The organism is Paenibacillus sp. J22FR5 (assembly GCF_059691975.1).
The window spans coordinates 180,159-202,039 of record NZ_JCAUAN010000006.1 but is presented as its reverse complement, the minus strand read 5'-3'; the positions used below and the strand labels follow the sequence as shown (position 1 = coordinate 202,039).

Genomic DNA, 21,881 nt, shown 5'->3' with positions numbered 1-21,881 from the left:
TCTCAATTCGTAGCCACATAATCCTCAATTTCATTCAGCTTGAACAAATATACCTTCTTCTCATCGACATGATAGACGGTGACATTCTGGCTGCTTGTATCAAAATTAAGGATTCGACAAGGCAGATTCAGCCTGATGCCTTGCGCTTTGATCACCGTCAAACGGATCAAGGTATTATTGGCCTTGAATTTCTCTAGCTGTTCGACAATGTGCATGGCAGCTTCAGAAGTCGTTGATCGTTTCGCCGCTGGCGCTGATGTTGGAACAGGAACTGAAGCAGCTGCTGAGGGCTTCTTACTTGTATGTATGGAAGGAAGGCTTTCAGGTTTCTTGTTAAGTTCAATTAATTGACCTAACCCAATGCCCTTAAGAATTTGATAATCTTTAACGCTGTCTACATTTAACAAGTGAAGGAGTTTTTCCATTGCCAGGCCATTTGTTGTTTCTTCAACTAAAATCTCTACGGTGAATAAATGTCCACTCTTCGGACTTGTGTTTGAATCCCGTTGGCTCATCATTGCCTCCTTACCGCACTGAAATTGCACTTATCTTAATTATATCATGATATTGTAACCAAATGTAGCTTCCATTTCACAAAAGCGCTAACATCTACCAAGGTAATATTTGTATTGCCTACTATTCACTGGAGAAGTACTATTGTCTTAATGAACTATATATACATTTGGAGGAACCGGATTGGATGATGAGTTAGCAGCGGGCATATAGATTGAATAAGGAAGGTTGAGCTATGAAATGGATAATACTAGTTCTAATCCTACTTTTTGTCCTTCTTTTGGTTTATAAAATTACTTTGAAAGTTAGAGATAAGGTTCAGACGAATAATATTATTAAAATGTCTTTACAGAGTAAAAAATCAGCAAGAATGAACAAGCAAACGTGTTCGTTTTGTCGTAAAAAGGAAAAGAAACTGACCTTCTATTCAGACGAACAGGGGAGAGTCGTAGGCGTTTGCAAAGTATGTAAACCTCAAGCTGAACGAAGAGCGTTAATGAGGTTGTAAATGAGTAAATAGGTAAATAAGTGATGCCCTTTCTCACCAAAATGAAAAATCACACAGAATCTTTACAGTGATCTCACACCGTACTAGCCGCAGGCGCATATACTACCGTAAGACTGCGAAGAGGAGCTGTGCAGAGCATGATGCGCGTAGAACCCATTCTTCTTGAAGGACATACAGCAATCGCGATAGAGGTCAAATTGCCGAAGACGACCTTGCTAGTGGTGACAACGGATAAAGGTTACATTATGTGTGGTGCCCTCGATGTGGGACTACTTAACGAGCGATTAAGTGACAGGAATATTGTAGCGGCGCGAGCAACCGGGGTTCGAACGATCGAGGAGCTTTTGGAAGCACCGCTTGAATCGGTAACCTATACAGCGGAAAACCTGGGCATTGTGGCCGGCATGACAGGTAGAGAAGCTATTTTGAAAATGATGTAATAATTCACGTTGCTAGCTTGGAACGCTTGGGTCCTTAGGACCTAAGCGTCTTTTTGATTTAGGCAATACGACAAAGCAATCAATGAGTTCTGTGCATGAAACTGAAAATGCATAAAAGTTCACACTTCCTGCAATTTCCTCGGTTTTTTTATGTATAAAGGTGTTGTTATTTTATTAACCAAGTGTTAATATATGATTCGTCCATTACATAGAACGGGGGAAAAATAATGAAAAAATTAATGATTTCTGTAGTAGCAGCAGCTTTGGTTTTGACAATGGCTGGTTGCGGATCCAAAAATAACGGTGGGACAAAAGTTAAATTTGCAACTGATGCAGCCTATGCACCGATGGAATATATGGATAAAGACAAGGTGACTGGCTTTGATATCGACTTCCTTGCTGAAGTCATGAAAGAAGCAGGACTTTCGTATGATGTAACAAATACAGGTTGGGATACGATGTTGACGAGTGTTCAACAAGGGAAAGAGTACCAAGCAGGTATCTCCAGCGTATCCATTACTGATGAGCGTAAACAAACGTATGATTATTCTGCTCCGTATTTCGAATCAACGAACATGATTCTTGTGAAAGAAGGCAGCCCGATCAAAAGTGCAGCTGACTTGAAAACAAAGAAAGTAGCGGTTCAAATTTCAACGACAGCGGACACTTTGATGACGAAAATTATGGGTTCCGATAACAAGTCCTTGAAACGTATGGACAACAACACACTTGCCCTTCTTGAACTTGAGAACAATGGTGTTGATGCGGTTGTTGCCGATATTGCTATCGTTCGTGAATATGTGAAAAACAATCCAAATAAAAAATTCGTTTCAATTGCTGACCCAGCAAACTTTGAGTCGGAGTACTACGGAATTCTTCTTCCGAAAGGCAGTGACCTCAAAGCGAAGCTTGATCCAGCGATCAAGAAAGTGATTGAGAACGGCACATACGCTACCGTTTACAAAAAGTGGTTCGGCCAAGAGCCAGACACGAAGAAATTGCTCGAACAAAAATAAACGTTCAAAAGCATGCGTGACTTAACCTTACGCATGCTTTTGTTCTGTAAGTAGCAAAATAATTAAAGGAAGGACGTGTGGAATGGATTTTCGTTGGGATATTATTATTGATTATTTACCATTGCTGCTGAAAGGTACGCTTTGGACAATTGGTATTTCCATTCTCTCCATCTGTTTTGGTTCTGTATTGGGGCTAGCAGTGGGTTTAGGCAAAATGTCACACCGCGGCTATCTGAGATGGCCAACTAGCATGTATGTTAACTTTTTCCGCGGCACACCGCTGCTCGTTCAAATATTGCTAGTCCACTTCGGTGTCGTGCCCTTATTCTTAGGGTCAACCAATCCGATTATTGCATCGATTGTTGCATTGTCTCTGAACTCAGCGGGGTATATGGCTGAAATTTTCCGCGCCGGTATTCAATCCATTGATAAAGGGCAAACGGAAGCCGCGCATTCCCTCGGAATGACACATTTCCAGACAATGAAATCGGTTATTTTACCACAAGCGATTAAACGTATGATTCCACCGTTCGGGAATGAATTTATTGTATTGATTAAAGACTCCTCCTTATTTGCCATCATTGCTGCTCCAGAACTCATGTATTGGTCCAATGCAATGCGCAGCCAATATTTCAAGGTATGGGAGCCATATTTAACCGCAGCACTTATTTATTTCATTCTTACCTACTCTCTAAGCAAGGTTCTTAGCTATATCGAAAGGAGAGTATAACGATGACAGCTTTGATTGAAGTAAGGAACCTGAAAAAGGCGTTCGGAGATAATGTTGTTTTGCGTGATATCAGTGCGGATATTAAGCACCAAGAAGTGCTCGTTGTGATAGGACCATCGGGTTCAGGGAAGTCAACATTCCTTCGTTGCTTGAACCTCTTAGAAGAGCCTAATGGCGGAACCATCACCATCGATGGACGCAATCTGATGGATCCTACGAATAAAATTAATGAGATTCGCATGGATTTGGGCATGGTATTTCAGCGGTTTCACCTATTCCCGCACATGAAGGTCATCGATAATATTATGCTGGCACCGATGCAGGTTCGGAAATGGCCGGAAGATAAAGCTCGGAAGAAAGCGCTGGAACTTCTAGCTAAGGTTGGACTCGCAGATAAAGCTAATGCGCTTCCAGACTCGTTGTCAGGCGGTCAGGCGCAGCGTGTTGCGATTGCGCGCGCACTTGCGATGGAACCGAAGATCATGCTGTTCGATGAGCCAACTTCCGCGCTAGATCCTGAGATGGTCGGCGAAGTGCTTGCCGTGATGAAGCAATTGGCCAAAGAAGGCATGACGATGGTTGTCGTTACGCATGAAATGGGCTTTGCGCGTGAAGTGGGTGACCGCGTCATGTTTATGGAGCAGGGCGTTATTGTGGAGGAAGGCAAGCCTCATCAAATTTTTGAGGCGCCAACTCAGGAACGGACGAAATCGTTTTTGTCTAAAGTGCTATAGTATTCCTGAAAAAGATAGAATGGAATATAGTGAAGAAGAGAGGTTCGCTAAGTGCGAACCTCTTTTTGATATCAAAAAATAAGATGGGAAAAATTCCAATATGCTATGATGGATAGGGAAGTAACTATCCTATTTGAAACGTAAGGTGACTTATGCCATCACTGTTTACACATCTATTTAACCGCTCTCAACTTCGCGTATTTCTGTATATACTCTTGGCCATTTCCATACCGCTGGTTCTTGTGCTCTATGTTGGCAATCAGCAAGTCTCAAGGTATATGGAGAAAGAGTTCATGCGCGCCGTGGATCAAGAACATGATCAGATCATCAGGGGATTGCAACAGGAATTGCAATATATAACGGAATCAACACATCGACATGCTGAAGACTTTGGCATCATCTCTTTTGCTAAACTCAGAGATTCATCTTCCATTGAAGGAAAAGAACGAAGTGACTATGCGAATAGCTTGTTGTCTGAGCAAATCTATCAAAGCCGATACGTCGAGCAGGTTTGCCTGTCGATCCAGGCATCGAATAGAACGCTTTGTGCACACAATGGGGAAGAGGACAGGGCACTGGTTACACGAGTGAAAAGTACGAACAAGCGCTTTGAGCCTTTAGGTGAAGAGTCTATCCGTTACAACGCTTATCTGCTGACGTATTCCGAGTCGATTATGGACAGACCAAGTATGCAGGAGCTGGGTAAGGTAACGATTTGGTTGAATATGAACAAGTTATGGAAGGAGCTGTCTGTAAAAAGCAGTTCTCATGCCAATGTACTGCTGGATCAGGACAAAAGGGTTGTTTTCCGGGATGGCGTATACACGGGGAATTTGCAAGAAGTAGAACGGGATTCTGGCATCGCGCGTGGGGATGGGGCGAATATTCATTCTGTGAAACAGGTAGAGGTCATCGGGGAGGTGCCGTGGCTATCTTATTATGAAGCTCCTCTGCCCTTACATAGCGAAGTGTTTCCTCATTATCGTACTTGGATAACTGCCTTATTTGTTGTGGTTATCACACTTACCATGGGTGGATTACTCCTATTCATCACTTCTGTGACGAAGCCGCTCTATGTGCTGAAAGTGTTAATGAATCGAGCAGAACGTGGCGATTTGAGAGCCTATTGGACATCCAAAAGCTCGGATGAGTGGACACAAATAGGTCAAAGCTATAATCAAATGCTCAATCGTTTGGAAGACCTAATTAAGCAAGTGAAGCGGGAAGAGTCGCTGAAGAAAGAAGCCGAAATGGAGGCGCTTCACTATCAGTTGAATCCACATTTCCTCTACAACACGTTGAATACGATTAAATGGGTAGCCAAAATTCATAAGACACCTCAGATCTCAGAAGTGGTAAGTGCACTAGTACGCCTTCTACAAGCAAGCTTAGGTAAAAAGGGTGATTTTATCACATTGCGTGATGAGATTGGTCTGACCCATGATTACATGGAAATTCAGAGGTTTCGTTATGGCGATCGCATTCAAATTGAGACGCATGTGGATAACGTAACTTTAGGCTGTTTAGTTCCGAGAATGCTCTTGCAGCCGCTTGTAGAGAACGCGATTATTCACGGTATTGGGCCAACTAAGCGAGAAGGTATCATTACGATTCGGACATGGTTAGATCGAGACCTTTTATTTTGCCAAGTAGAAGATAATGGCGTTGGGATGCAGGTCGAAGAGGGCAGCTCCGGTTGGAAAGCCATGGATGCTGCTGGAGGAGCGCAGGAAGAACGTATGCTGAAGGAGCGAATGAGCGGCGTGGGGATATCTCATATTCGGGAGAAAATTAAGTTGATCTACGGGCCCCAGTATAAAATGCATATTAGCAGTAAACCTGGTGAAGGAACCACGTTCCGAATGTTTCTTCCCATCCATCAGGGCGAGGAGTGAAAGACAGATGAACGTGCTTGTTGTGGATGATGAACCTATCATTCGTCTAGGGTTACGCGAGTTAGTAGATTGGGAAATGCATGGCTTTATCTATGCAGGTGATGCTGAGGATGGTTTAGAAGCCTATGAGCTTCTGGATGCCTTGCACATTGACATCGTGATCACCGACCTCATTATGCCGCGTATGGATGGTTTAGCGCTAATACGTAAGCTTAAAGATCGTTCAAGACCGATTAGTGTCGTCGTATTGAGTTGTATGGATGACTTCACCTATGTGAAAGAAGCTATGAAGCTAGGTGCCAAGGATTATATTCTCAAGCCAACGATGGAGCCCGAGTCGCTGATCGAGATCTTGCTTGGTGTGAAGCAAGATCTCGAAATCCAGCGGAATGAGCGAAGGGAACAGGGAATGAAGGAGCTTGAGCTTGCCTCTACCTTGCAAATGCAGCTCTCCAATCGACTGCAAGCTTATCTGCAAACAGGACTTGGCGAAGCTGAGCTGCAAGCTGAGCTATTTGGTGCAGAGGCGCGTAGTGCAAGCGGTTGGCATCATGCAGACCATGCGAATCATGCAAACAGCATCCTAGTCAGTCTGCTGCTTCACACCGGACCCAGCGCCATGGCCCCAGGCTGGCACTGGACCGGCTGCCTGGCGGCGCTGCCGCTGGCCGCCGACAGCGTGCTGCTGCTCATGCCCGCAGCAGCAACAGATGGCGGCGTTGACGCCGCTGCCGCAGCGCTCGAGCGCGCCGCGCAAGTCCGGCTCGCGCACGCGCCGGACTGGTTCCTTGGAGCCGGCGTCGTCATTCGCCGGCTCCAAGATGTGCAGCCTGCTGCGCTATTACACGCGCAGCAGCTGCATGAGCGATTCTACGGCGCCTGCCGGAATCGCCGGATCATGCTTGTGCCTACGGCCGCAAGCATGCCAACCAAGACGCTGCCGTATGACATTCGCAGCGACCTGCTGCGCTGTATCGTGCACGATAACAGCGAGGGAGTTCTGCATCATGCGGAGGTTCTTTGCGCCAGACTGAAGGAGCAACGGCCAGAGAAGGAGCGGGTGTTGTCCTTTATCCAGGAACTGCTTGCACTTGCCGCTGGTTACGCACGTGAACGCGGCTACGCAGAGATTGAACGCTATGAAGAGCTATTCGTTCATAATAAAGCGCTGAGCCATTGCGTAAGCTTTGAACAGGTATCGGGGCTTTTTCATCAAGCGATGAACATGCTTACGGAGAACCCGATAAACCAAGGGAATGATCAGAAGCATCGCTCCAATAATCCATTTATCCGTAAGGTTCTCAGCTATATGAGGGAGAATTATGCATCACCGATCTCCACGTCGGATATGGCAGATCATGTTAGGTTAAGTCGAAGTTATTTAAGTGATTTATATAGCAAAGAAATGGGAGAATCCCTTAGTGAAACGCTGACACGCATCCGTATGGAGGAAGCGAAACGCAGATTGCGAACTGGAGAAATGAAAGTATACGAAGTGGCAGATGCAGTAGGCTTTCCGGATGCCAAAACATTTGCAAAGACGTTCAAGCGCGTTGTAGGCTGTTCGCCGAAAGAGTTCGAGAAGCCTTTTAATATTGTCATCCGAGATTGAGGCATATTCCTATCCAAAATTTGAGAAAACGAACAAACAGACACCTTTTCCAACAAAGGCGATCTGTTTATTTGTTTTGTAAAGGTTTACATTTAGAGTAGTTCATGATTAGGAATGAAGAAGAGGTGCTAATTTTGACTATGTATGAGGTTCAAATACCCTTGGTGCAAGCTATAGGTGTAACGCGTGTGTTTGGGAAAGGACCGGGAGCGGTTCAGGCGTTGCGCGGGGCTAATCTCTCAATTCCAGGAGGTAGACTTGTAGCATTGCGAGGAAGATCGGGGTCCGGTAAAACAACGCTGCTTAACATCATAGGCGCTTTGGATCATCCTTCGGAAGGTGCTGTTTATTTAGAAGGAGTGGAGATCAGCAGTTTATCCGAATCCAAACGGAATGAACTCAGACGGAAGAAGATTGGGCTTATTTTTCAATCGTTTGCCTTAGTGCCTTATATGTCCGCTTACGAAAATGTTGAATTTGGTTTGCGCATTTCGGGTATACACCCCAGTCAGTATAAGACATTAGCCGAAGAAGCGCTAAATTTCGTGGGCTTGAAGGCAAGAATGAAGCATCGCCCATATGAGCTCTCGGGTGGGGAACAGCAGCGGGTTGCGATCGCAAGGGCTATTGCTCACAAACCCAAGTTGATTTTGGCAGATGAGCCTACGGCGGAGTTAGATAGCAGAATGGGACTACAGATTCTTAAATTGTTCAAAGATTTGGTTCAAGAAGGCATGACCATTATTTTGACGACGCACGATCTCGGGATCATGGAAATTGTAGATGAAGTGTATGCATTGGAGGATGGTACCATTGTCGATGAAGGTTAATTCATTTGCGTCTAAGCTTGTCCTGATCTCAGGGGTTGTGCTTATCCTAGCTGGATGTTCACTTCTGCCTAAGGAGGAGGCGGCATTGAAGCCGCCACTGGTTAAGCCCGTGAAGGAAAATTTTGAGCTTTACGAAGTGAAGAAGGGCACCATTACGAGGAAGGTCAGTATGGTAGGGACGTTCAAATCTAGCAAAACGACGAATTATTATTTTAAAGAATCGGGTCACCGATTAGCGGGTCTACGTGTCAAATTAGGGGATAGCGTGAAGCCAGGTGATCTCCTTGTTGACTTGGAAAAGGGTGACTTAGAAAACCGTTTAGCCCTTCAAAGATTAAATCTTGAGAAAGCGCAAATTGCTAGAAAACAAGCTGAGCAGTCGGATCCAAGTCAAGCGTTGGCGCTTCGCCTGAAGGAGATCGATGTAGAGGCTGCGCAGCTGCAGTTATCCGCCATTCAAGCGCAATTGGAGACGACGAGACTGACCGCTGAATCTGGAGGCGTTGTCACTTATCTCACCGATGCGGTGCAGGGGAATTATGTGGATGCTTATAGTTCACTGGTAACGATTTCGGATCCTACAGCGATCCAACTCGCCTATGAGACCTCAGATAGTGGCATGCTATCTGGTATCGAGGTTGGCATGAATGTCGAGGTGACGATCGGAACTGGAGGCAAACCGATACAAGGTAAAGTGCTGCAAACACCGTCCAGCGCTCCTCGCACAGATAATAAGGCGCAAGCTGAGCGGAATGCGAAGACCATCATTGTCGGGGTTCCAGACGGAACAGAGGGAGCTCAAATCGGGACTTCCGGAGATATGACGATTATTGTTGAGAAACGTGAGAATGTCATGATTATTCCAAGAACAGGTCTTCGCTCCTATTTAGGCAGAGATTATGTGCAAGTATTGAATGGGGAAAGCAGGAAGGAAATCGATGTGGAAAAAGGGCTTGTTTCGTCTACGGAAGTAGAAATCCGTTCTGGACTTGCTGAAGGTCAGAATGTCATTTTAAATAATTAGTACTCTTTAAAGCTTATGCTTACGATGCTAGTTTTGCTAAAGCAAAACTCTTAGGAGGATTATAATGGCTTTATTTCTAATGATTCTCCGTAAAATGGTGAAGAACCGCTGGCTAGAGCTTAGTTTACTCGTGGGGTTAATTATATCGGTAGCCCTAGCAAGCTCGATGCCGATTTATACCCATGCCATTTTACAGCGTATGCTGATCAAAGATTTGGAAGTTCAGCAGACGGACACGCAGCAATACCCGGGGCTCGTTAATAATCATGCCTTCTTTAGTATTGCCAAAGACGGAGCTAACCGATTACGTGATACAGATGCTTTTATGGCTGAGCAGAGCAAGCAGTTCGGCTTGCCCATACTCCAGTCTACAATAACGCGCAGTACGAAGACGTTTGAACTTACGCCTAGTGATCCAAGTAAAGTAGATCCTAAAGTGAAACGGTATGGCGAAGTAGCTGCTATGAAGGATTTGGAAAAACATATTCGGCTTGTTGATGGCGTCATGCCTTCCGCAAATCTCGAAGATGGTGCCTATGAGGTGTGGGTATTTCCAGAGCTGTTGACGAAATTGAAAATCGTTCTTGGCAATGAAGTAACAATCGTGGACAAAGAATTGAATATCAATATTCGAATTAAACCGGTAGCTGTCATCGATCGTGCTGATTATGCAGATATGTACTGGACCAATCCGATGAATGATTTGAGTTCAAGATTATTCCTTCCCTTTGATTTATTTGAACAAGATTTTACGAAGAATAGTCATTTTATTGATATGTTCTCTTACTGGAATTACATGTTTGATTATCAACAATTGAAATTAGACGGACTAGACACCTACATTACGGCAAATTCAGAAATGGAGCGATATTTTAGTGAAAATTTAGCAACGTATCAATCTTTTAATCCAACCATTGCCACTTTGACAACGTATGGCGACAAAGAGAAAAAACTCCGAATATTGCTTTGGTCCCTGAATGTGCCCGTTAGCATTCTGCTTGCTTTCTATTTATTCATGGTTGCTAATTTGATTACGGAGAGACAGAAAACAGAGATTGCGGTACTGCGAAGTCGTGGAGCAAGTCGATCTCAGATTTTGTTTGGATATGTCATAGAAGGTATTTTGCTAGGTGGGATTGCGCTTCTAATTGGCCCTTTCCTTGGACTCCAATTAACGAAAGTCTTGGGGGCTTCGAATGGCTTTCTGTCGTTTGTCCAACGTGCATCTATGGAAGTTAAGCTCAATGGCGAGGCGTATCAATACGGCTTAATTGCTGTCGTTGCTTCCGTTTGTATGACGCTCATTCCTGCCATTCTAGCGACTCGCGTGAGCATTGTTGGTCATAAGCAAACACTTGCTAGGAAGAATAAGCTTTCTTTTGTTCATAAAATATATCTCGATGTCGTCCTAGTGGCTGTTTCCATGTATTTATTACAAAGCTTTAAGCGACGGATGGGTGATCTGGTAGCGCTGGGATTGGATTCCATGGACATGAAGGTGGATCCGCTTCTTTTCGTGGTGCCCGCCTTATTTATCTTCGCGATGGGCCTGGTTCTGTTGCGGATCTATCCATGGGTCATTCAACTGATTTATACAATGGGCCGAAAGTGGTGGCCTCCCTATTTATACTCAACATTGCTGCAAGTTGGGAGATCAACGACACAATATCAATTCATCATGCTCTTTATCATAATGACGCTTGCCACGGGCTTATTTAGTGCCAGCGCAGCAAGAACGATGAATAAAAATGTGCAGGAGAAAATTCATTATAAAAATGGCGCCGATCTTGTTTTACAAATGCCATGGGATAATGATGCCCCTCCTCCACAATCAGGGCCGCCTGTAGAAGCCGCTGGAACGAAGTATTTTGGCAAGAATGAACAGGTTAGCAAGAAACGCGTCCAATACGTGGAGCCTCCGTTTATGCCATTCTCGCAATTGACAGGTGTTGAATCAGCGGCTCGTGTATTTAAAAAACAGGATGCGTATATCGCACTAGGCAAAGAGATGAAAAAAACAACACTCATGGGGATTGATACCGACGATTTCGGTCGAACAGCTTGGTTCAGAGACCACTTGCTAGATCATCACTTCTATGACTATTTGAACGTATTGGCTGCGGATTCCAAAGCGGTGTTGATCTCCAGGTCAATTGCCGAAGAAACTGGAGCCAAAGTAGGTGATGTGGTTCGGATTGGATGGAATGATGTCGAGGGAGCCACTTCGGTTATCTATGGCATTATTGATTATTGGCCCAGCTGGAATCCGAATCCGATTTTGACTGCATCAACGAGTTCGACGGGCAGTAGTAGCTCAACCAAAAGTAAAGTGGATGCTCCTAAGCTGGTTATTGGACATCTGTCCTACATCCAAAATAATTTGGCTGTAGAGCCCTACGAGGTGTGGCTAAAGCTGAAACCAGATATGACGAGCCAAGCTTTATATGAAGCGCTGGAGCAGAAACATATGTCGGTCTCGCGTTTAGTCGATACGAATTTAATGGTGATTCGTTCCAAGAATGACCCTTTCCAATTGGCAGTGAACGGTGTCATGACGCTTGGGTTCTTGATTGCGATTGGTATCAGCTTCATTGGATTCCTCCTTTACTGGCTGCTCTCGTTGTACGGGCAGATTTTACAATTTGGTGTGCTGCGTGCGATGGGGATTTCTTATGGACAGCTGATTCGGATGCTCATCGCAGAGCAACTTTTAACGTCAGGAGCAGCTGTATTAATTGGGATGATCACGGGGAATACGGCTAGTCAATTATTCGTTCCGTTGTTCCAATTAACGTTTGATTCATCGAGCCAAGTACCTCCTTTTCAAGTTAGCTTTGACCCAAGTGATCAACTGCATTTGTACGTCATTGTTACGGTGATGATTGGGCTAGGTCTGTTGCTGCTAGGCACGATGCTCTCCAGAATCAAGATTCATCAAGCCGTTAAGCTTGGGGAGGATTAAGCATGATTCACTGCGAGAATTTAGTTAAAATTTATAAAACCGCCGACATTGAGGTTGTTGCCTTACAAGGTCTGGATCTCCACATTCAAGAGGGAGAGCTGATGGCGATTATCGGCAATAGCGGGAGCGGGAAGTCGACGCTGCTCAATATGCTGGGAGGTCTGGATCGCCCTTCGGCGGGGAATTTGAGTGTCGATGGGAAGGATTTGTTGAAATTTAAGGAGTCGGATTTGGTCAAATATAAAAGGGAAACCGTGGGCTTCGTCTGGCAAAATAATGCCCGAAACCTGATTCCCTATTTGACGGCTTTGGAAAATGTGGAATTGCCCATTCTGCTGCAGGGAAGGCGTAGACGCCATCGTGCTTTAGATTTACTGGAAGCTGTAGGCTTGAGTCATCGGAGAAATAATAAGCTCAATGAGCTCTCAGGTGGGGAGCAGCAGCGTGTAGCGATTGCGATTGCACTCGCTAATCAGCCTAGACTCTTGCTGGCGGATGAACCGACAGGCTCTGTCGATACGAAGATGGCGAATCAAATTCTTGATCTGTTTCGTGAGCTGAATCGCAGCTTCGGGTTAACGGTAGTCATCGTCACGCATGATCCGCTCTTGGCTAAGAAGGTAGACCGCGTGGTGGCTATTCGTGACGGCAAAACCTCCTCGGAAATACTGCGGCGCAAATCCTATCAAGAAGAATTGTTAGAGCTTGAGCAGGGGATTATTGCTTCGGAAGAGGATTCTCACGTGGAGTACGCTGTCGTTGACAAGGCAGGCAGGCTGCAAATTCCGGCGAACTACCTGGAATCCATCGGCGCTTCCGGTAGCAATAAGGTTCGTGTGGAGATGGAAGATGGACGCATCGTACTTCTCCCGCCGGATAAATGATTAGGAAAAAGCCCGTCATCGAAGTTGGATTCGATGGCGGGCTTTCCTTGCATATCACCCTTTTTAATAAGAGGGCATCTGTCGTGTTATGTGAAAATGAAGTTTAAGAATAGAGTTGTGGATGTTGCAGGTGATCTAGTTGATGGACATATCTAAGCAAAGAACGTTATCATGATGAAAGGTGGATTTCATTGCGTGGAATAGCCCCTTGGTTGGAAGGCTTCAGAAGCAAGCTTTATGGGTTACTGTACCGATGCTACGCGCTTTAAACAATAACATCAGGGGGATGTGAGTTGGTGTTTAAAAGTAAGCGGTTTCGAAATAATTGGATTATTATTCTACTCATTTCCAGTATTCCAGGACTTATCTTCGGAGGTTTAATGAATTGGCTGGCAGGAGGACGCCTGGAAAACGAGCTCCTTCAGATGCACAATAAACAGATTCAACTGAGAGCAGCCAATATCGACGAGCAGTTCTCTTACTTGGAAACGTCAGTAATGCATTGGGCATTCGATCCAAATTTCAGTTACTCATTAGCGAGTTTAAGTCTATCGCGCGATTTTGAGATTGCTCGCAACATTACACAGACTTTAGCCAATATGAAAGGTGCCAATCCACTGGCTATTGAGGCAGAGTTGTTCTTGGAAGGGTCAGCCCCCGTGCGGTTTCATCCGCAATACGAGGCATTAACGGATGCTGCGCAGATCGACGGATACAGGCAATTGCTCGCGCATGATAAGAACGTGTTCTGGTCACAGATTACGTCCGAATCGGATTCTCCAAATGATAACTCATTATCTTTAATGATCAAAATACCTGAAACCGATGAGAAGCCTTTCGGCATCATTGCGGTCACGATCGAAACGAAGAGGGTTGTCAAACTACTGCAAACGTTGGCCCCTTATGACGACGGGGGGACGTTCCTGTTGGACGAGAATGGCGGGCAGCTGCTATCTAGCTCAGGGCAAGAGTCAGCGTCACAGCTGGAAGAAGCCATTAAGAGAGAGGTTCTTGCCAGCAAGACTAAATCAGGCTCATTCCTGTTTGATTGGAATCAAACGACCTACACTGTATCCTTTGGGACGATGTCACGCATTGGTACCGATTGGAAGTACGTTACTGCATCTCCCATCAGCGCGATTACAAAGCCGGTCGTTTTTATTTCTCAACTGGTTTTGACGTTAAGCATCGCGATGCTGCTGCTCGCATCCGTTTTATCTTGGCTGGCTTCACGACGGATCTATTCGCCTATCGCCCAATTAGTTAGGATGCTGACGGGAAATAGAACTTTAGCGGCGTTAGGGAACGAACATCATGATGATTTTAAAATAATTGAGAAAGAATGGCTGCACCTGACTAGAGAGAGCATGACGCTTCAGAATAAGCTGGAACAGCAACTTCCTCATCTCAAGGAGGGCTTCCTGCTTCAACTTGTCCAAGGGTATCTCTATTCATACTCCGAGCAGGCTCTTCTTGAGAGGATGCGCAATTTCGGCTGGACGGTGGATAATCGGCATTACGCCGTGCTGTACATCCATTTGAGCGGATTTGAAAACTTGGAAGGACGCTTCTCGTCTGGCGATGAAGGTCTCGTCACTTTCGTTGCTGCGAATATTACGAAGGAGCTCGCATCAAGTCGTTTCGAGCAAGCGGAAGTGATGAATTTCCACGATTTGTCTGTGGGTCTCCTCCTCATCGTTCCGGACGAAACTGAAAACGAACAGAAGGAAGCATTCAGAACCTTTAGTCAAGAACTGACCCAGGCTATTCATCATGTGCTTAACGTGTACGTCTCGGTTACGATCGGCAGTCTCGCTGTATCTATCGTTCATGTGCCCTCCCGATTTGAAGAAGCGATGCAGGTGTCTAGCAGACGCCGCTTCGAGAGCCGGAACCAGATTATCGATCTGGAGTCTCTGGAGGAGTATGATAAAGAGAACCAGGAGATTCATTATCCTTTCGCACTCGAAAGAGAGATCATTCAAGCGCTTCGTACAGCCCAGAAAGATGAGGCGAAACAGCTCATTCAGACTTTCTTGGAAGAGCTGATTGAACGCGGTGCTAAAGTGATTGACATTCACCAGGGAGCACTCCAACTGCTTGGCAGTATCTTGCATGCGATTCGACTTGCGGGTCTGGATCTAAACCGTATGTTCAAATCGGCCAATTTGTACGAACAACTCATGCAAATCGGAGATCAACAAAAAATGATCACCTGGTTTCACGACAAAGTAGTAAGTCCCTGCATGATAGAATTGGAATCGCGATCCGACTCGCAAGTGAAAAAGACCGTAGAAACTGCAATGATTTATTTGCAGAACAATTATATGAAGGAAATATCTCTGGACAGCTGCGCCGATCAGGCAGGTACGAATACAGTTGCGTTAAGCAAAGCGTTCAAACAGGTCAGTGGTAAAAATTTCATCGACTATTTAACCGAACTGCGTATTGAAAAAGCGAAGGATCTCTTGCGTGACACGGATTTGAAAATCAACGACATTGCCGAGAAGGTTGGCTATCAGCCGAGTTATTTTAATCGGATCTTTAAGAAACAAGAAAGTATTACACCAAGCCAATATCGGGATTTAAATCGAAATTAATAGCATGATGGTCAAGAACCGCCTACAATGGCGGTTCTTGTTTTTTCACCGTTGAAAAAAAGTCTTATTCTCGAAAAAAAGTGAAAGCTCCCGTCATATATGGAATTAAAAAGTGTTGTTGTTGGAAATTCCCGCAGATATTAATCTTGAACCGAGATACGAAATGAAATTGGAGAGGGGTTAAGATGACATGGGACTGAAAAAGCATCACCGTGTGCGTTGGTTGGAAGAAGCACCGCCATGCTCTTGCGGTGTTACATGGGGAGTACCTTGGCACAAAGGTGAATTGAATCGGTCGCAAGCCGGCGCTTTCAACCTGATTGGTCCATCCGGAGACGCTCAGGAGCTTCAGAGCTGGCCAACCGCCTATTGGCCTGACGGCAGTGTGAAATGGACAGCGCATGCCGCGTCGTTTGATAAGCCTGAAAGTGAAGGCTATTCTCTTATATCCACCGATGAACAGTCACCAGCGATCCAAGCGAGATCTCTCTTGAAGGTTACACAATCGGCTGATGAAGTGATCGTCAACACGGGTGTCATCCGGTGTATCGTTGGTAAGCAAGGAAAGTCTCTAATCCGGGCTCTCTATCACGGGGAGAAACGGCTTGGCTCGGAAGGAATACTCGTCTGTATTCGTGAAGAGCGACGGACAACATCGCGTGGTCGTCTTTACCAGGAAGAATCGTATTATGGCGATGTCAAATCTGTAATGATTGAACAGGAAGGACCCTCACGGGTCGTACTGCTCGTGGAAGGCGAGCATATTGCCAAGGAAGGCGATCATTCTTGGCTCCCGTTCCGGTTGCGTCTATATTTCTATGCCAACCAAGCATCGATTCGGATTGTCCACACGTCATTGTTTAACGGAGATCCGCAGGAGGACTTCGTGAAAGGGCTTGGCATTTCTTTGGGTATACCGCTAACAGCTCCTCTTTATAACAGGTACGTGCGATTTGCGGGCGATACCGGCTTTTTCAGTGAATCCCCCCGGCATCTGTCGACATGGCGAACAAAGGGTGTCTACACGGAAATGTTCAGGCGACAGCAAGCTGGAGAAGCCATTGTATTCGATCCGGAGAAGGATGAGAAATTCATGGCACTGCTGGATGATTCCGCTGCATGGGACAGCTATAAGTTAACGCAGCTTTCGGCAGACTCCTATTCTGTCGTCAAACAAACGAATGAAGAATGCAGCTGGGTGAAGGCCGTCAGCGGCAACCGTGCGAGAGGGCTCGTATATGCCGGAGACACTCACGGCGGACTTGCAGTAGGTTTACGCAATTTTTGGCAGAAGCATCCTTCGTCTTTGGAAGTAACCGGTATGACGACGGATGAGGCCAAGCTAACACTCTGGTTCTGGTCGCCCGATGCGGCAGCTATGGATATGCGTCATTACGATACGAAAACGTATGTGGAAAGCGCCTATGAAGGAGCGGAGGAGCTGCGCAGTACACCTTATGGGATCGGAAATACGAGCGAGCTTATGCTGTGGTGCTGCGATGAGACACCCGCTGCTGCCGATCTTGCTAACATGACCGGGAATGTTCAAGCCCCGCCGCAGCTCGTATGTGAACCTACACGTTATCATGATACGAACGTTTTCGGCATCTGGAGCCTGCCTGACCGCAGCACGCCTGCCAAAGTTTGGATCGAGGATCAACTCGATGCCTGTTTGAACTTCTACAAGCAAGAGGTTGAGGGGCGGCGTTGGTACGGTTTCTGGAATTATGGTGATTTCATGCATACGTACGATGAAGTAAGGCACGAATGGAGATACGACATAGGCGGTTTTGCCTGGCAGAACACCGAGCTTGTACCGAACATCTGGCTGTGGCTCTCTTTCTTGCGGTCAGGACGAGCAGATTTGTTCCGCATGGCGGAAGCCATGACGCGTCATACGAGTGAAGTGGATGTCTATCATTTGGGAGAATATGCAGGGCTCGGGTCTCGTCATAACGTGGTTCACTGGGGTTGCGGATGCAAGGAAGCCCGCATCGCAATGGCGGGTTTGCACCGTTACTATTATTTCTTGACTGCAGATGAACGAATTGGAGATATTATGGCGGAAGTGGCCGATGCTGATTTCGCTACCGTCGGAATCGATCCGATGCGAGCCTATTTCCCGAAGGATGAGCATCCAACCCACGTAAGGAGCGGACCGGACTGGGCGGCTTTCAGCTCGAATTGGATGTCGCAATGGGAACGGTTTGAGAATTCGAACTACCGAGATAAGATCCTGCAAGGGATTAAGAACTTGAAGGCTGCACCATTCCGGCTCTTATCAGGTACTACGTTCGGATACGATCCGAACACCGGGATTCTTACCCATATCAGCGATGGAAACTACGGTTATCATATGGTCATATCCTTCGGCGCACCACAGGTGTGGATAGAGCTTTCTCAGCTGATCTCTGATCCTGAATGGGATGACATGCTTGTAGAATTTGGTAACTTCTATTACTTAGAACCCGAGGAAAAGTTAGCACGTACGAATGGGGTCATTCATCAGAAACAATTCAGCTGGCCGATGTTTGCGTCAACGATGGCGGCCTACGCAGCCAACCGACGGAATAATGCGGGGTTAGCTGTGAAGACATGGCGCATTTTGCTGGAGAATCGACTGCCGGGAGACAGTGATGACGCATCGCGAACCTATCAAGTGCCAGAGCTCGCGTATGTAAGGCCGATGCAAGAGCTGCCGAGCATCACGACAAATGTAACATCGCAATGGTCATTGAATGCCATCATGTGCCTTGAGTTGATCGGGAACGAGCTTCCGATGGAGCTAATTGCTGATTTTTTGAATATGCTCAACCAGTAAGCGCTTTACAGTCTTAGCATTCAACTTTCAATGTTCGGGGAGGAAGTTTTTTGAAATACGTAATGATCAATGAAACGGATATTAAACAAGCTATTGACCGGCTCGTAACCAGAACGTTTCAGATGGATATGACATGGGATTGGCCTGCTGGAGTCGCTTTCTACGGAGTAGGCCAAGCTTATCTGGCAACAGGTGAATCTAAGTATTTGGATCAATTGCAAGTGTGGATCGATGAGCAGTTGGAGGATGGTATTCCTATATTAACCGTCAATGCGGTCTCTATCGGTCATACATTGCTTATGCTGTACGAACAAACCAAAGCGGATCGGTATCTGGATGTAGCCGTCCAAATGGCGGAATTCTTGCGAACCGATGCAGTGCGATTCGAGGATGGCGTGTTTCAGCATACCGTATCGCAAAACTACGATTTCCCGCAGCAGGCTTGGGTCGATACGATGTTTATGGCCGGATATTTTCTGATCCGCATCGGCATTTTGCTTCGTAGAAACGATTGGCTGGAGGATGGCTTACTGCAGTATCATGCACACGAGCGCTTCTTGCAGGATCGTGATACGAATCTGTATGTTCACGGTTGGGATCATATCGCCCAGAACAACATGTCCGCGGTCTATTGGGCGCGCGGCAATGCATGGGCGGCTTACACGATGTCGGAAGCTCTTCATCTTGTAGAAGTCACACATCCGTCTTATATGAAAATTTACGATTCGCTGCGTGATCAACTTAGCAGCATCGTTCGTCTTCAATCCGATCATGGGCTCTGGCATACCGTATTGAACGATCCGACCGCCTATGAGGAAACATCAGGTTCTGCAGGTCTTGCCGCCGGATTGATTCGATATAACGAAGCCATCGGAGCCCCTATGTACAATAAATATATTCAGAAGGCCGTGCCTGCCATATTATCGAAAATTTCTAATAACGGTACAGTACTGGACGTATCAGCAGGAACGGCTGTGATGAAAGATGCCGACGGCTATATAGGGGTTGCCCATCAACGAATACAAGGCTGGGGACAGGGCCTGGCACTGGTATTCCTATCTTCGCTTCTTACGTACAAATGGGTAAAGGACATTTCACATACCGAGTAAAAGTATTGTTCAGGCCTTATTTTGTTGCTAATACTTTTTTTCTTGATTCATACTATTTTGAAGAAAGTGATTTTAAAAAAGTGTTATTGTCAGAAATTTATGAATCTTATAGTGTGGGTGTTACAAAGCCACAAGTTAACATTTTAATTGCGAAGGAGTGAGAACATGATCAAAGCATCAGATGCTGATAAGCACATAGTACCTGTCCCAGCAGCAAGAACTTCCAAGCGTAACACGCTAATAGCCAAAGGAATAAGAGATAAATATTTGCTGCTTCTACTGCTTCCGGGATTAGCCTACTTTATTATTTTTAAATATGTTCCGATGTGGGGGGTTCTGCTTGCCTTCAAAAATTATCAGCCTTACGTCGGTTTTTTTAATAGCGAGTGGGTCGGACTAGATAATTTCAAGCAATTTTTTCAAGATCCTGTATTCTTCAAATTGATACGAAATACGCTTTTGCTTGGTTTATACGATATGGTGTTTTTCTTCCCGGCGCCAATCATACTGGCTATCTTATTAAACGAAGTCCGCAAATCTTTCTACAAACGTTTTATTCAATCGCTAATTTATATCCCGCATTTTATTTCGATGGTTATCGTTGCAAGTATTTCCTATCTTCTTTTGACGACAGAAGGTGGAGTCATCAATGAATGGATGCTTAGGCTATTCGGGCATAAAATCGACTTTCTAACAAGTGAAAACTGGTTTCGTCCCATGATCATCACACAGAGTATTTGGAAAGAGATGGGTTGGGGAACGATCATTTTCCTCGCAGCGCTTGCTGGGGTAGATCAAGAGCAATATGAAGCGGCCATCGTCGATGGAGCAAACCGATTTCGCCAGCTTTGGCACATTACGCTGCCAGCTATTCAGGGAACGATCATTGTCGTGTTGATTTTGCGAATGGGTCACTTTATGGACCGTGGATTTGAACAAGTATTATTAATGATTAATCCGTTAAACAGGCCGGTTGCGGAAGTATTTGACACGTATGTTTACACAGCGGGGATCATTCAGGGTGCTTTCAGCTACAGCGCGGCAGTAGGGCTGTTTAAAGCCATCATCGGCGTTATACTCGTTTTTGCAACGAATTATTTAGCCAAAAGAGCTGGGCATTCCGGCATATTCTGATCCTTGCACATGCTTACGAAGTCAGTTTTGCTATCGCAAAACTCTTAGGAGGAGAGCACGATGAACACACGTCATTCGTCTTTAGGCGAAAAATTGTTTGATACCGCTAATTATTTGTTTCTTGCTATCGTTGCCCTTGCCATGATCCTTCCGGTTATGTATATCGTGGCGGGATCGTTCGCAAGCGATCTCGAGATAGGAAGCAGATCCTTTTTCCTCATTCCCAAAGACATCACATTTGATGCCTATAAATTTGTTTTTAAAGATAATACGTTACCGCGAAGTTTGTTAGTATCCGTATTAATAACCATAGGGGGCACTTTTGTAAATCTATTCTTTACCTTTACGATGGCCTATGCATTATCGCGACGTCATATGATTGGCCGAAATGTCGTGTTGAATATGATCATCTTCACGATGGTGTTTAGCGGTGGGATTATTCCTACTTACCTGGTTGTTAAAGGCTTAGGACTACTGAACTCCTACTGGGCGGTCATGCTGCCTGTCGCGATCAACGCCTTTAATTTGATTGTCGTGAAATCATTTTTCCAAGAAATTCCTAACGAACTGATTGAATCAGCCCGAATTGATGGGTGTAACGATATTGGTGTGCTTTGGCGAATTGTTCTACCACTTTCTAAACCAGTTATCGCAACATTCGCTCTTTTCTACGCTGTTGCACACTGGAACGATTTCTTTAATGCGCTGATCTATCTATCAGACGCCAAGAAGTGGCCGATGCAGGTGCTATTGCGGCAAATTGTACTTATGGCAACGGGCTCGCTTGAAATGGGAACTTACGATCCTACTTACGTTAAACCACCTGATCAATCGATTAAAATGGCAATCATCGTCGTAGGTACATTACCGATTTTGATGGTTTACCCGTTTATTCAAAAGTATTTTGCAAAAGGGGTTTTAATTGGTGCTGTAAAAGGTTAAGCGCTTTCTTCATGACGGGATTATTTTCGGATTGTCGCAGCATCGGCTCAAGAGCGGTAAGGTATTGATGACAGGTGCTTGCTTCATCATAAACAAAACCATTTTTGATTTGACAAAGGGAGGAAAA

Annotated in this window: 16 protein-coding genes; 15 read left to right on the top strand and 1 reads right to left on the bottom strand. The window is 45.5% G+C overall.

All coding sequences use genetic code 11. The features are described from left to right. Nucleotides 1-2: 2 nt before the first annotated feature. Nucleotides 3-515 carry a hypothetical protein gene (locus AC58P7_RS11540; protein ID WP_497342866.1) on the bottom strand — a complete coding sequence of 171 codons (513 nt, stop codon included), beginning with the start codon at nucleotides 513-515 and terminating at the stop codon, nucleotides 3-5. A 643-nt stretch (nucleotides 516-1,158) separates the two neighbouring features. Here AC58P7_RS11540 and AC58P7_RS11535 point away from each other — a divergent pair. The 15 genes from AC58P7_RS11535 to AC58P7_RS11465 all read left to right on the top strand — a co-directional run bounded on the left by AC58P7_RS11535 (nucleotide 1,159) and on the right by AC58P7_RS11465 (nucleotide 21,754). Beyond that, nucleotides 1,159-1,461, top strand: a complete 303-nt coding sequence (locus tag AC58P7_RS11535; protein WP_497342864.1) for a YunC family protein — start codon at nucleotides 1,159-1,161, stop codon at nucleotides 1,459-1,461. A 275-nt stretch (nucleotides 1,462-1,736) separates the two neighbouring features. Then, nucleotides 1,737-2,477, top strand: a complete 741-nt coding sequence (locus tag AC58P7_RS11530; RefSeq protein WP_497343020.1) for a basic amino acid ABC transporter substrate-binding protein — start codon at nucleotides 1,737-1,739, stop codon at nucleotides 2,475-2,477. Nucleotides 2,478-2,559: 82 nt separating this feature from the next. Then, entirely contained in the window at nucleotides 2,560-3,207 is a 648-nt protein-coding gene (locus AC58P7_RS11525) for an amino acid ABC transporter permease (RefSeq protein ID WP_497342862.1), read from the top strand. 11 nt (nucleotides 3,208-3,218) lie between these two features. Then, nucleotides 3,219-3,941 (top strand): amino acid ABC transporter ATP-binding protein, encoded by a 723-nt coding sequence (locus AC58P7_RS11520; RefSeq protein WP_497343018.1) that lies wholly within the window; start codon nucleotides 3,219-3,221, stop codon nucleotides 3,939-3,941. Between the two features lie 152 nt (nucleotides 3,942-4,093). Further along, nucleotides 4,094-5,836, top strand: a complete 1,743-nt coding sequence (locus tag AC58P7_RS11515; protein WP_497342860.1) for a sensor histidine kinase — start codon at nucleotides 4,094-4,096, stop codon at nucleotides 5,834-5,836. 7 nt (nucleotides 5,837-5,843) lie between these two features. Further along, nucleotides 5,844-7,448 carry a response regulator gene (locus AC58P7_RS11510; protein ID WP_497342858.1) on the top strand — a complete coding sequence of 535 codons (1,605 nt, stop codon included), beginning with the start codon at nucleotides 5,844-5,846 and terminating at the stop codon, nucleotides 7,446-7,448. A 140-nt stretch (nucleotides 7,449-7,588) separates the two neighbouring features. Next, on the top strand, nucleotides 7,589-8,278 hold the full coding sequence (locus AC58P7_RS11505) for an ABC transporter ATP-binding protein (RefSeq protein ID WP_497343016.1): 690 nt from the start codon (nucleotides 7,589-7,591) through the stop codon (nucleotides 8,276-8,278). Further along, nucleotides 8,268-9,302, top strand: a complete 1,035-nt coding sequence (locus AC58P7_RS11500; protein ID WP_497342856.1) for an efflux RND transporter periplasmic adaptor subunit — start codon at nucleotides 8,268-8,270, stop codon at nucleotides 9,300-9,302. The genes AC58P7_RS11505 and AC58P7_RS11500 overlap by 11 nt, the downstream gene beginning before the upstream one ends. A gap of 64 nt (nucleotides 9,303-9,366) precedes the next feature. Continuing rightward, the gene (locus AC58P7_RS11495; protein WP_497342854.1) at nucleotides 9,367-12,264 is read left to right on the top strand and encodes an ABC transporter permease; all 2,898 of its coding nucleotides are present in this window, start codon (nucleotides 9,367-9,369) and stop codon (nucleotides 12,262-12,264) included. Between the two features lie 2 nt (nucleotides 12,265-12,266). Beyond that, nucleotides 12,267-13,148, top strand: a complete 882-nt coding sequence (locus tag AC58P7_RS11490; RefSeq protein WP_497342852.1) for an ABC transporter ATP-binding protein — start codon at nucleotides 12,267-12,269, stop codon at nucleotides 13,146-13,148. 296 nt (nucleotides 13,149-13,444) lie between these two features. After that, the gene (locus tag AC58P7_RS11485; RefSeq protein ID WP_497342850.1) at nucleotides 13,445-15,748 is read left to right on the top strand and encodes a helix-turn-helix domain-containing protein; all 2,304 of its coding nucleotides are present in this window, start codon (nucleotides 13,445-13,447) and stop codon (nucleotides 15,746-15,748) included. A 190-nt stretch (nucleotides 15,749-15,938) separates the two neighbouring features. After that, nucleotides 15,939-18,569, top strand: coding sequence for an exo-rhamnogalacturonan lyase family protein (locus tag AC58P7_RS11480; RefSeq protein ID WP_497342848.1), 2,631 nt, complete (start codon nucleotides 15,939-15,941; stop codon nucleotides 18,567-18,569). A 62-nt stretch (nucleotides 18,570-18,631) separates the two neighbouring features. Then, nucleotides 18,632-19,678 (top strand): glycoside hydrolase family 88/105 protein, encoded by a 1,047-nt coding sequence (locus tag AC58P7_RS11475; protein ID WP_497343014.1) that lies wholly within the window; start codon nucleotides 18,632-18,634, stop codon nucleotides 19,676-19,678. Between the two features lie 168 nt (nucleotides 19,679-19,846). Next, on the top strand, nucleotides 19,847-20,812 hold the full coding sequence (locus tag AC58P7_RS11470) for an ABC transporter permease (protein ID WP_497343012.1): 966 nt from the start codon (nucleotides 19,847-19,849) through the stop codon (nucleotides 20,810-20,812). Between the two features lie 60 nt (nucleotides 20,813-20,872). Further along, nucleotides 20,873-21,754, top strand: a complete 882-nt coding sequence (locus AC58P7_RS11465) for a carbohydrate ABC transporter permease (RefSeq protein ID WP_497342846.1) — start codon at nucleotides 20,873-20,875, stop codon at nucleotides 21,752-21,754. Nucleotides 21,755-21,881: the final 127 nt, after the last annotated feature.